Raw genomic sequence first — 11,477 nt, forward strand, 5'->3', positions numbered from 1 at the left:
CTCCTTGTTCAGGCCGGATCAGCAGCAGTTTCATACAGCACACGGTGACACAGCGCCGGGAGCTCCCCGGAGGCGAGCCTCGGCAGCACCTGCGGCAGCTCGTCGAAGGCGCACTCGCCGGTGATCAGCGCGTCGAAGGCGGGGTCGGCGAGCAGGTCGAGCGCGACCGCGAGGCGGTCGGCGTAGCTCCGGCGGGCCCCCCTGACCGGTGACACCGTGCCCACCTGACTGCTGCGCACCACCAGGCGGCGGGAGTGGAAGGCCTCCCCCAGCGGCAGGCTGACCCTCCGGTCGCCGTACCAGCTCAGTTCGAGGACGGTCCCCTCCGGGGCGAGGAGTTCCAGGGAGCGCGCGAGTCCGGCCTCGGTGGCGCTGGCGTGGACGACGAGATCGCAGTCGCCCGCGGCGTCCTCGGGGAGCGCGAAGTCGACACCGAGCGCCTTGGCGATGCCGGCGCGCGCGGGTTCCGCGTCGACCAGCTGGACACGGACGGCGGGGTACTTGGCGAGTACGGCGGCGACGCAGGCGCCGACCATGCCTGCTCCGACCACCGCGATCCGGTCGCCGAGCAGCGGTGCGGCGTCCCACAAGGCGTTCACCGCGGTCTCCACCGTCCCGGCCAGCACGGCCCGCCGGGCAGGGACGGTGTCCGGTACGGGGGTCACGGCGCCGGCGGGGACGACGTACCGGGTCTGGTGCGGATAGAGGCAGAAGACCGTACGGCCGAGCAGGTGCCGCGGTCCTTCTTCGACAAGCCCGACGTTGAGATAGCCGTATTTGACGGGCCCGGGGAACTCGCCGTCCTGGAACGGCGCCCGCATCACGCTGTGCTGGCTCTCGGGTACGCCGCCGCGGAAGACAAGCGTCTCCGTGCCACGGCTCACCCCGGAACAGAGCGTGCGCACCAGCACCTCGTCGTCGCCGGGTTTTGGCAGGGCAACGTCCCGGATCTCCCCGTGACCGGGAGACCGGAGCCAGAAAGCACGAGCGGCACGCTCCATTGGCGTCCTCCTGAACAGTCGGGTGAGGATGCACGTACTGATCACTACAAAGCCGCGGACACGGTACGCGGGACTGATCGAATCTGTCACACCCCCGGAGGGTGCACGGTGGCCCTGAACAACCCTTATGACATGAGGCCGCTGCGGCACGAGACGGCGGTGGGAGCAGGCGCGCAGATCCTCCTGCTGGCCCTGCTCGGCACGGCGATCGGCCTGGGACCCGCGGGCTGGCTGACCGGCCTGGCCTTCGCGGTCGCGACCTGGGCGGTGCTCACCCGCGCCCTGCGCCGGTCCTGGCTCACGTCCTTCGGACCGGCCAACCGCGTCACACTTGCCCGCGCGACGCTCGTCGGGGGTGTGACGGCGCTGGTCGCGGACTCTTTCGAGAGCCCGCCGCCGGTCACGGTCCTGGTCGCTCTCACCACGGTGGCGCTGATCCTCGACGCGGTCGACGGCAAGGTTGCCCGGCGCACCGGGACGGCGTCCCCGCTGGGGGCACGCTTCGACATGGAGGTCGACGCCTTCCTGATCCTGGTGCTCAGCATCCATGTCGCCATGTCGCTGGGTCCGTGGGTGCTGCTGATCGGCACCATGCGCTACGCCTTCGTCGCAGCGGCCCGGGTGCTGCCGTGGCTGAACGGGGCCCTGCCGCCGAGCACGGCCCGTAAGACGGTGGCCGCGCTACAGGGAATCCTGCTGCTGGTGGTCGGCGCCGGGATCCTCCCGCGACTGCTGGCGTTCGCGGTGGTCGCCCTGGCCCTGGCGCTGCTGATCTGGTCCTTCGGACGGGACATCAGGTGGCTGTGGCGGGTCAGGGACGGGGAGACGGCCAGGCCTGGGGCGGTCGCTGAACCCGTGGTGCGGCTCGCGCGGGCCGAAGCCGGGGTCTCGTACCCCGGCTCCAACGGCCCACAGGCGTTTCAGACTGCCGCGAACCCGATGAAATCAACCCAGGCGGCCTGAGACACCGCGAATCGCGGCCCCTCCTTCCCCTTGGAGTCACGGACATGGACGGCGTCGGCCAGGCGGGCGACCTCCACGCAGCTGTCCCCCTCAGAGCCGCTGTAGCTGCTCTTGAACCAGTTCAGCTCGTCGGTGGTGCTCATAGCGCTCCTCGCATCCGCTTCAACAGGTCCGCCGAGTCCGCAGGGGACAGGGCCTGTGAGCGCATCTTGGCATAGCGCATCTGCATCACGCTGACCGCTTTCGGGTCGGAGATCAGCTGACCCGTCTTCTGCCCCTCGGAGTAGCCCAGCCACTTGTTGTCGGGCGTCTCCAGAAGCTGCATCGGGCCGTCCGAACCGGCATGGTGCGGCTGCCGCAGCGGCATGATCTGCAACTCCACGTTCCACAACTCGGCGCATGCGATGAGATGGTCGAGGAGCTCCCGTGTGACGCCCGCGCCGCCCGTGTGCCTCAGCAGCACCGACTCGTCGATGATGAAGCAGAACGCGATCGGCGGCTTGCGGGTCAGCAGCTCCTGCCGCTCCATGCGCGCGGCGATCCGCTCCCCGACCTCTTCCTCGGTGGGCGGCGGCGGGACGTTGAGCATCACGGCACGTGCGTACGCCTCGGACTGGAGCAGACCGGGCACCACCCGGCACTCGTACGTACAGAGGCTGACCGCTGCCGACTCCAACTGGGCCCACAGCCGGAACCACGCGGCCAGGCCCGGCCGCCGCGACACATGCTGGGCCACCGCCCGCAGCACGCCGAACGAGTCCAGGACCTCCTCCGCCCGCTCGACGAAGTCACCCGGCGGCATACGCCGCCCCTGCTCGATCGAGGCGACGCAGGCATGTGAGTAGCAGACCAGCGGCGCCAGCTGCTCCTGAGTGAGCAAGGCCCGCTCCCGGAAGACCTTGAGGACGGCTCCGAACGCCTTGAGACTGTCGGACTGTTCGGGTGCACTGCTGCTGTTCGCCATGGGCGGCGACCCCCTTGTCGCGCTTGTGTCACTCATTGCGCACATACAACGAGCCCATGCTCACGTTGAGTTACTCGTACCGCCAGAGGGTGAACTCGTACGGGGCTCTCCGTACGAGCTGCCGTCATGGCAGCTGCGCTGCGCGTAGCCTCGACGGAGGGCTTCGCATACGGCGCCCGGGCACGGCTGTTCGCCCATCCCGCGAACGGCAGACGAGGGACGTGTCCCAACAACTAGGCAGGAACGCCTCCAACAGGTACCTTTTCCCTCCCCGAGTTGCACAGCGCGACGCCCCGAACACGGGAAAGGGAACGCCCTATGCAAGGAAGCGGTCCTCCGCGCCGTGCCGAACCGCCGTGGTCGGGGGGCCTCGCCGACTCGGTGTACGAGACCGCCGAGCGCGATCCCTCCCTGGTGCAGTTCTCCCGCCGGACGGGGCCCGACGACTGGGAGCCGATCGGCGCGGAGCTGTTCCGCGACCAAGTCATGGCCGTGGCCAAGGGGTTCCTTGCAGGCGGCATCCGCTTCGGCGACCGGGTCGCGCTGATGTCCCGTACGCGCTACGAGTGGACGGTGCTGGCGTACGCCCTGTGGTCCCTCGGCGCCGAGATCGTTCCGGTCTACCCCACGTCGTCCATCGAGCAGGTGCGCTGGATCCTGTACGACTCCCAGGTCCGGGCCATCGTGGTCGAGCACGAGAACCATGCGATGACCGTGGCGGCGGCCTGCGACGCGGAGATTCGGCTGTCCGCGATCTGGCAGATGGACCTGGGCTGCGTGGCGGACCTGATCGAACAAGGCCGCGGCACGGACGACGAACTGATTCACCGTCACCGCGCTGCCGTACTGCCCGATCAGATCGCCGCGATCTGCTACACCTCCGGCACCACCGGAACGCCCAAGGGCTGTCTCATCACGCACGCGAATCTGGCCGCCGAATGCGACACCCTGCTGGAAGGCTGGGGTGGCATCCTCGCCGAGCCCGGTGTCCAGCCGTCGATCCTCAACTTCCTGCCCGTCGCGCACATTTACGGGCTGATGGTCGTGGTCGCCTGTCTGCGCGGCGGCGTCCGCCTCGGCCACCAACCGGATCTGACGCCCGAGGCACTGCTCCCCGCTCTGGCATCCTTCCGGCCGACGTTTCTCTTCGCCGTCCCGTACATCTTCGAGAAGATCTTCCACAAGGCCCGCCGCGCCGCCGAGGCCGCCGGGCACGTCAGCCTCTTCGACAAGGCCGCGGCCGTCGCGGTGCGCTACGCCGAGGCCGTCGAACGGCACTCCATCGGCTCGGGCCACGGCCCGGGCCCGTCGTTGAAGGTCCTGCACGCCGCCTACGACCGCCTGGTGTACGGCAAGCTGCGCGCCGTACTCGGCGGCCAGGTGCGCAACGCCGTCTCCGGCGGCTCGACACTCCGCAGGGAGCTGGGACTCTTCTTCTCTGGCGCGGGCGTCACCGTGTACGACGGCTACGGCCTCACCGAGACCGCGGGCGGGATCACGGCCCAGCCGCCGGGAGAGGTCAGATTCGGCACGGTCGGCCGGCCCATCCCCGGCTGCGCAGTACACATCGCGAGCGACGGCGAGGTGTGGGTACGCGGCGACACGGTCTTCGCCGGCTACCTCAACAACCCCAAAGCCACCGAAGCGGTGCTGCGCGACGGGTGGTTCGCCACTGGCGACACTGGCCATCTCGACGACGAGGGCTATCTCGTCATCACGGGACGCAAGAAGGACATCATCATCACCAGCGGCGGCAAGAGCGTGGCCCCGCTGCCGCTGGAGGAGCAACTGCGCCACCATCCCCTGATCTCGCAGTGTCTGATCGTGGGCGACGACCAGCCGTACATCGCGGCGCTCATCACCCTGGATCCCGATGCCCTGGCCCACTGGCAGGCGCTGAAGGGAAAGCCGCAGGCGTCCATGTCGGTGATGGCAAACGACGAGGACCTGCGCGCGCAGATCCAACGGGCGGTCTCCCGGGCCAACACCCGGGTTTCGAGGGCGGAGTCCATCCGCGCGTTCCGCGTCCTGCCGAACGAATTCAGTGTGGACGCCGGTCTGATGACACCGACACTGAAGCTCAAGCGACGGGCAATCACGGGCGCGTACGCGGCGGACATCGACGCGCTGTACACGCGCTGACGGCGCCTCACGGATCCGGTGGAAGCAGCCCGCACGGGCGTGGCCGAGCGGCTACGCTCAGTGGGGGCTGGGTACAGGAGGGGGCCTTGTGTCGGACGTCATCGGCCTGCACGTGCAGGTTCAGTCACTTCCGGACGGCGATCCGGGGGAACTTGCCGAAATCACCGGTCGACTGCGCGCGGAGTTGCTCGATCTCGACGTCATGGCTGTCGATCCGGTGACTGAGCCGGCCGAGCCGGCGCATGCCAAGGGGCTCGCAACAGCAGTGGGCTGGCTGGCCGTCCAGCTGCGCACCGCCGAGGGGCTGCGCGCAGTGGTGAACGCCGTGCGCGGCTGGGTGGGACGCACGGACCGAGTGGTCGAAATCAGCCTCGGCGGGGACACCTTGAAGGTCACCGGAGCGACTGCGGCGCAGCAGGAGCTGCTCATCAGTGCCTGGCTCGCCCGCCATGCAGCCGACACCTGAGCTACCGGCCGAGCAGCGGCTGGCCTTGGTGGTGGCGACCTCCACGTACGCCGATGCGTCACTGCGCCGACTGCGCGCGCCCGCACATGACGCGGCCGGCCTGAGCGAGGTCCTCTCCGATCCGGGGATCGGCGGGTTCACGGTCACCCAGGTGATCGACAGGACGGCTCAGGATGTCCGGCTGGCCTTCGAGGAATTCCTCACCCATCGTGTCCCGAACGACCTCGTGGTGGTGTACGTGTCCTGCCACGGGCTCGTCGATGCCCGTAGGCGTCTGTACTTCGCCGCCGCGGACACCCGCAAGGACCGGCTGGCCGCCACCGGGGTGGAGGCGCAATGGCTCCTCGACCAGCTGGACGACTGCCGGGCACGCAGGCAAGTCGTCATCCTGGACTGCTGTTTCAGTGGCGCGTTCGCGCAACGCAGCAAGGGAGAGACCGACCTGGGACTGGGCGCGCGGTTCCACGGTCACGCCCGCGGCAGGGTCGTACTGACGGCCTCCCGGGCAACCGAGTACTCCTTCGAAGGCGAGCCGGTCCCCGGGGAGGTCCTGCCGGGGTCCGTGTTCACCAGCGCTCTGGTGACCGGCATTCGCAGCGGTGCGGCCGACACCGACCACGACGGTTACATCTCGGTGGACGATGCCTACGCCTACGCATTCGACCGGCTGCGAGCCGACGATGTCGCGCAGACACCACAACGCTGGCTCTACGGAGCCGAGGGAGAGATCCTGCTCGCCCGCAGTCCCGTCGGCGTCTCCCCACGCGTGGCGGAGGTCGCTCGCGCCCAGTTGGACGCCGGCACAGGTGGCCCCGGCACGCCTCACGCGGAAGCATCTGCCGATGAGCAGCCGGACACCACAGCCGACGCCCCGGCTTCGGCAGACGACGCGTCCGACGGCACCGTGCCAGAAGACACTGTTCCCAACAGCGATGCGCCACAGCCCGTCCTGATCAATCCGTCCAAGCCCGCCGACGGCCCGGCTCACCGACCGCCGCGCCGGCTTCCCCTGCCGCGCACTCGCCGCGGCCGCGTTGTGCTCAGCGGGATTGCCGTCGTGATCGCCGCTGCCGCGACGGTCACGCCCATGCTCGTCGGCCGCCTCAACGACCCCGGCCCTCATGGCCGTTACGACCGGCCGCGTGGACTCATCCTGGTGAACGACAAGGCCGTCACAGGCTCCTCGGACACCGGCCAGAAACTGCGCTGGAAGCGCACGTACACCGATGGCCCCATGTACGCGCCCGTCACCGGCTATGCCTCCCAGCTGTTCGGCACGGGCCTGCTCGAGAGCGTCGAGGACGAGCTTCTGACCGGCACCGACTCCCGACTTGGTTCAGCTGTCGCCGGGAAGGTGTTCACCACCATCGAGGCCGCTGCCCAGAAAGCCGCGTACGAGGGCCTGCAGGGCAAACAAGGCGCCGCCGTGGCACTCGACCCGAGCAGCGGCAAGATCCTCGCGCTCGCCTCCTCCCCCTCCTACGACCCGTCGGCGATCGCCGGCGCGTCCAAGGCGGACAGGGCTGAGTGGACGGCCCTGAACAGTGACAAGAAAAAGCGCATGCTCAACCGCGCGCTGAGGCAGACCTATCCCCCGGGCTCCACCCTCAAGGTGGTCACCGCCGCAGCCGCTCTGCAGAACGGCCTCTACAGCAACGTCGACGCAGCCACCGACTCGCCTGTGCCGTGGGCACTCCCGGAGACCACGGTCCAGCTGAAGAACGAGGGCGGCGGCGCGTGCAAGAACGCCTCCCTCATGTCGGCTCTCCAGTCCTCCTGCAATACCGTCTTCGCCAAGATCAGCAATGACCTCGGAAACATCAAGATGCGCCAGCAGGCCGCCGCATTCGGCTTCAACAAGGAGATCGCCACCCCCTTGCTCGCGGTCAAGTCCGTCTATCCCGCGGACGATGGTTCGCTCAACGCCCTGGATGGCATCGGCCAGGGCAGCACCAGCGTCACCCCTCTGCAGATGGCCATGGTCGCGTCGGCCGTCGCCAACGAGGGCGCACTCATGGAGCCGTACCTGGTCGCCAGTCTGCGGACCGCCGACGGCAAGCTCATCGAGCAGCACAAGCCCAAGGCCCTGAGCCGACCGCTCAGCGAACTCAACGCGAGGAAGCTCCAGCAGATGATGGAGTTCGTCGTCGAGGACGGACCAGGATCCACGGCCAAGATTCCCGGGAACATGGTGGGCGGCAAGAGCGGCAGCGCCCAGCTCCCCAGCGGCACCAGTGCCACCGGGTACGCCTGGTTCATCTCCTACGCCAAGACGCAGGAATCCGGATCCCCGGCGGTTGCGGTCGCCGTGGTCGTCGAGACTCCCGGCCAGACCGGCGAGGCAGTGTCCGGAGACAAGATCGCCGCACCGATCGCCAAGCGCGTCATGGAGGCGGTCCTCAACCGGTGACGCACCCGGCCGGAGAACGCTACGGGATAAGATCCGTCGTCCGGACAAGGGGGGCCACGCGCGTGTCCAAGCCAAGCTTTCTCAGCCGCCGCATGTTGTTCGTCCTGGGCGGGCTGGCTGTGCTGGCCGGCGGGACCGGCGTCTATGCGGCCAGCGGTGACACGCCCGTCCCTGATCGCGAGCGAGTGCGCACAGATTCGGAACCACTGCTGCGTCGCTTCCGTGCCATCGGGCAGCTCTCCGATCCGCATTGGCTCGGTTACAACCCGAACGATTCCGGACGTGAGACCATCCCCGACCAGGATCCTCGGATCCGAGTTGTCGGAATCGCTCAGCTGCCGGCAGGTGTCGTCGCATCGGTCGTCAGGAGTTCGGCGTACGGCTTTGCCCTCGGCAGCCCTTCGAAGGTGCCGGAAGCGCTGGCGCAATTCCTTCCTGAACACCCTCAGTGGATGAACAGCCCCCGCTATGACCGGCACATCACCAAGTCGGTCTACCAGGGGCACTTCTACTTCGACCGGGGCACCGACCGCGTCTACTTCGACACGACCAACCCTGAGATCGTGTAGGAGCTCACGGCGCCGTGAACAGCGTCGGGAACCGCGGAGCCAGCCACGGCTTGCGCCCCCACGCCAGCACCCGCCCCCGGGCGATCGCGCCCCACGGATTACAGCGGCCCAGCGCCATCAGCAGGAACGTGACCGGCTCCGTCAGGATCGTGCAGTCGGGGCGGCTCGGGGGCTCACTGCTCACGGCTACGGCACCATCCGTGAATGTGACGCCGAAGCCCGTGCCGCCCCGCATGCGGACCCGGTAGCGCGCGGTCAGCCCGGCCGTGGCAGCGGCGTTGGTCACCCGGGGCATGGCCGTGATCATGAAGGGCAGGGTGAGCTCCACCCGGGCGGCGTCGATCATGTGAGGGCGCCCCGCTGCCAGCGCGAGGTCGTAGCCGTGGCCGAGCATGTGCGTCAGCAGGTACGAGCCCAGCTCCACGCGGCTCATCGGGCCCAGTGGGGTGGCCACCGTTTGATCCGCCGCTCCCTCGTCCATCGCCGTGAGGTAGGCATCGGCCTGCGACACGATCATCGCGCCCAGCGGATCGGCCCCACGCTCCCCGAACTCCGCGAGTGCACGCTCATTGGCCGCGGCCAGGCTCTGGGGCGTGCCGTCACCGTGACTCCGCTCGCGCCCCGCCGCGATGTCGGCCATCAGCTCGTTGGCCTGCGCCAGATGCGCCGCCGCCTCGCCGATGGTCCATTCCGACCCGGGCACCGCCGCACCCGTGTCGACGACCCCGCGCAGCAGCGCGGCGATGTCCTCGGCGGTGGCACGTATCGCGGCGGCGAGTCCGTCGGGCAGGGTGCCTCGTAGGTCCTGCCCCGTCACTGATTCCACGCTGCTCCCCACGCCTACAGCGGCACCGGCGTCGGAACCTTCCGTGCCCGCGTCAAGATGGGCGGAGGCTGGAACACCTACCGCGGCCTGTACTGACACCTTGCTTCGGGCAGGCAGTCAGCTGACCTGGGAAAGCGTACCCGGAAGACCCCTCCCCGACTGGACAGGTCGGTCATCTGTTCCTGCTGTTGCGGACCGCTGTTGGTCATGGGTTGGTCACGTGACCAAGGCGCCACGACGCTCGGCACCCGGAGCGCTCCAACTGCCCTCCTGACGCTGATCAGACGGAAGGAGGCTCGTACACGCTGGTGCAACCCACCGACAGCGGGAAAGACCGTGACCCTGAAGTTCCTCGGCATCATCGCCGACACGCCGACCGACGAGTCTCCGACGATCTGGCTTCACGAAGAGACGGGAGACCTTCTGATCCAGTCGAACAAGGCGACTGAGGAGGAAGTGAAGGGGTGCCAGGAGATGGGTTCGGCGCCCGGTCTCTCCACGGACGTCCCGGACCACGAGACGATCATCAGGCTTCCGGCGGTCATGCTTCAGTACATCCCCCGCCCGGACGACGACAGCGAAGAGACGGACTCAGGGGTGGAGTTCATGGCAGGGCTCGCTTCCGTGGCACGGGTGGGGTCAATCGGGCGCTGGCGGGAGACAAGCTGCCACCGGGAAGACGGCCTCGGGGATCAATGGAAGGTTTCTTGAAGCCTGGCAGCTCAGCGAACAAATAATCGGTTGCCTGTTGGCGGTGGTGGTGGATGCAATGTCCGGCATGGTCACCCAGGTGCGCCCGCCACGGCGAGATGAGATGAACGCGTACTACCAGGCCCTGCCACTCTGCGATCCGGGCAAACTGCATCCGAATCGTCACACGGGAGACGCCGACGCATGAGTGCGCCACCATCGCCACCTGGAGCGGAGCGGACTGACGGATCATCCGTCCAGATCGGCGCTCTCGTTCCGCTAACTCGGCCCGGCTGGGTCGAGGCAGGCCAACACTTGCTCGCTGGACTCGAGCTGGCCGTTCGCGAAGTCAATGACGCCGGCGGGATCGTCGGAAGGCCCCTCGAGCTGGTGGTCCGAGACACCGCGGCTGATCCACAGAGGGCCGCGGCGGCGGTAGATGATTTGGCTCGCCTGGGCGTGGCTGCCTTGGCGGGGGAGTATCACAGCGTCGTGGCTCGCGCCGCTGCCGCCAGGGCCGACGCCCTCGGCCTGCCGTTCCTCTGCTCGTCAGCGGTTCTCGACGCGCTCACCGAACAGCCAACGGAATGGGTCGCGCGCCTCGCCCCGCCGCAGTCCCACGGCTGGCAGATCTACGCAGACTTCCTCCTCAGCGCGGGCCACAGCCGAATCGCCGTAGCAGCCCAGCCGAGTGTCTACTGGGCATCTGGGACCCGCATTCTGCGGGACTACCTCGCTCCACGCGGCGGCACCGTCATCGAACTCGATATGAGCGCGCTCGCCCCCGCGGCCGTGTGCGACGAACTGGTCGACAATCGCGCGACAGCCCTCCTTCTTCTGGTCGGCCACCCGGAGCCGTCCGTGCCGATCGTCAAGTCGGTCCGCCGCGACCAGCGCCTCGCCGAGATCATGATTGGTGCTCCGGCCGGGCAACCGGAGTTCGCCGAATGGGCGACCTTGCTGGGCGACGACAGCGCCGCGATCCCGTTCTTGCGCTACCTGCCCGAGCGCCTCAGCCCACTCGGTGCACGAGTCGAGACTGCCCTCCGCGAGCGGCTGGCCGAAGCGCCCTCCTTCGTCGCCTTCGAGGGCTACGACACGGTCGCCGTCCTCGCCGATGTGCTGCGTTCTCACGGCGCGGACCGCGCGCGCACTGCCGAATCCTGGCCGCGCGTTGCAGTCGAAGGCACCCGCGGGCAGATCCAGTTCTCCCGCACGCCAGGCATCAGCGTTTGGCAATGGGCTAGGACGCCAATCCAAGTCGTTGATCGAGATCCGGCGGAACCCGATCGCTTTCGGATCCTTCACACCAGCTGAGCTATCGAACGCCCCACGTTCCTGTCCCTGGCGTTGGTGACGTGTTCTCCGAACCGTGCCGCTCCTGAACTGGAGTGTCCGGTCAGGTAGTGGGAGCAACAAAGCCACGTGCGACCCGGCTTGTCGCAG

11 protein-coding genes are annotated in these 11,477 nt (G+C 68.4%); 7 read left to right on the forward strand and 4 right to left on the reverse strand.

Annotation, left to right across the window (positions count from 1 at the left end; all coding sequences use genetic code 11):
• Window positions 1-8 precede the first annotated feature (8 nt).
• Complete coding sequence (locus ACI2LP_RS00565) at window positions 9-1,001, reverse strand: zinc-binding alcohol dehydrogenase (protein WP_404722333.1); 993 nt, start codon at window positions 999-1,001, stop codon at window positions 9-11.
• A 108-nt stretch (window positions 1,002-1,109) separates the two neighbouring features.
• Here ACI2LP_RS00565 and ACI2LP_RS00570 point away from each other — a divergent pair, with 108 nt between their 5' ends.
• On the forward strand, window positions 1,110-1,964 hold the full coding sequence (locus tag ACI2LP_RS00570; RefSeq protein WP_404722334.1) for a CDP-alcohol phosphatidyltransferase family protein: 855 nt from the start codon (window positions 1,110-1,112) through the stop codon (window positions 1,962-1,964).
• On the opposite strand, the gene ACI2LP_RS00575 is transcribed toward ACI2LP_RS00570, so the two are convergent.
• Entirely contained in the window at window positions 1,922-2,107 is a 186-nt protein-coding gene (locus tag ACI2LP_RS00575) for a DUF397 domain-containing protein (RefSeq protein ID WP_404722335.1), read from the reverse strand. The genes ACI2LP_RS00570 and ACI2LP_RS00575 overlap by 43 nt on opposite strands.
• Window positions 2,104-2,928, reverse strand: coding sequence for a helix-turn-helix domain-containing protein (locus ACI2LP_RS00580; protein WP_404722336.1), 825 nt, complete (start codon window positions 2,926-2,928; stop codon window positions 2,104-2,106). Before ACI2LP_RS00580 ends, ACI2LP_RS00575 begins: the two co-directional genes overlap by 4 nt.
• Window positions 2,929-3,246: 318 nt before the next feature.
• Between ACI2LP_RS00580 and ACI2LP_RS00585 the strand changes: the two genes are divergently transcribed.
• From ACI2LP_RS00585 to ACI2LP_RS00600, 4 genes are all read left to right on the forward strand, one after another.
• Window positions 3,247-5,070 carry an AMP-dependent synthetase/ligase gene (locus tag ACI2LP_RS00585; RefSeq protein ID WP_404722337.1) on the forward strand — a complete coding sequence of 608 codons (1,824 nt, stop codon included), beginning with the start codon at window positions 3,247-3,249 and terminating at the stop codon, window positions 5,068-5,070.
• Between the two features lie 88 nt (window positions 5,071-5,158).
• Entirely contained in the window at window positions 5,159-5,536 is a 378-nt protein-coding gene (locus ACI2LP_RS00590) for a hypothetical protein (RefSeq protein WP_404722338.1), read from the forward strand.
• The gene (locus ACI2LP_RS00595; RefSeq protein WP_404722339.1) at window positions 5,502-7,946 is read left to right on the forward strand and encodes a penicillin-binding transpeptidase domain-containing protein; all 2,445 of its coding nucleotides are present in this window, start codon (window positions 5,502-5,504) and stop codon (window positions 7,944-7,946) included. Before ACI2LP_RS00590 ends, ACI2LP_RS00595 begins: the two co-directional genes overlap by 35 nt.
• A 62-nt stretch (window positions 7,947-8,008) precedes the next feature.
• The gene (locus tag ACI2LP_RS00600) at window positions 8,009-8,515 is read left to right on the forward strand and encodes a hypothetical protein (RefSeq protein WP_404722340.1); all 507 of its coding nucleotides are present in this window, start codon (window positions 8,009-8,011) and stop codon (window positions 8,513-8,515) included.
• Between the two features lie 4 nt (window positions 8,516-8,519).
• On the opposite strand, the gene ACI2LP_RS00605 is transcribed toward ACI2LP_RS00600, so the two are convergent.
• Window positions 8,520-9,341 carry a maleylpyruvate isomerase family mycothiol-dependent enzyme gene (locus tag ACI2LP_RS00605; protein ID WP_404722341.1) on the reverse strand — a complete coding sequence of 274 codons (822 nt, stop codon included), beginning with the start codon at window positions 9,339-9,341 and terminating at the stop codon, window positions 8,520-8,522.
• A 336-nt stretch (window positions 9,342-9,677) separates the two neighbouring features.
• On the opposite strand from ACI2LP_RS00605, the gene ACI2LP_RS00610 reads away from it, so the two are divergent.
• Window positions 9,678-10,052, forward strand: coding sequence for a hypothetical protein (locus ACI2LP_RS00610; protein WP_404722342.1), 375 nt, complete (start codon window positions 9,678-9,680; stop codon window positions 10,050-10,052).
• Window positions 10,053-10,235: 183 nt separating this feature from the next.
• Window positions 10,236-11,348 carry an ABC transporter substrate-binding protein gene (locus tag ACI2LP_RS00615; RefSeq protein WP_404722343.1) on the forward strand — a complete coding sequence of 371 codons (1,113 nt, stop codon included), beginning with the start codon at window positions 10,236-10,238 and terminating at the stop codon, window positions 11,346-11,348.
• Window positions 11,349-11,477: the final 129 nt, after the last annotated feature.

Origin of the sequence: Streptomyces sp. NPDC019890 (assembly GCF_044903445.1) — a bacterium.
Taxonomy (GTDB): Bacteria; Actinomycetota; Actinomycetes; order Streptomycetales; family Streptomycetaceae; genus Streptomyces.

Excerpts from the sequence above, each read along its gene's own strand:
- ACI2LP_RS00615 (WP_404722343.1), top strand. The coding sequence starts at position 10,236 with ATGAGTGCGCCACCATCGCCACCTGGAGCGGAGCGGACTGACGGATCA.
- ACI2LP_RS00580 (WP_404722336.1), bottom strand. The coding sequence starts at position 2,928 with ATGGCGAACAGCAGCAGTGCACCCGAACAGTCCGACAGTCTCAAGGCG.
- ACI2LP_RS00565 (WP_404722333.1), bottom strand. The coding sequence starts at position 1,001 with ATGGAGCGTGCCGCTCGTGCTTTCTGGCTCCGGTCTCCCGGTCACGGG.
- ACI2LP_RS00575 (WP_404722335.1), bottom strand. The coding sequence starts at position 2,107 with ATGAGCACCACCGACGAGCTGAACTGGTTCAAGAGCAGCTACAGCGGC.
- ACI2LP_RS00585 (WP_404722337.1), top strand. The coding sequence starts at position 3,247 with ATGCAAGGAAGCGGTCCTCCGCGCCGTGCCGAACCGCCGTGGTCGGGG.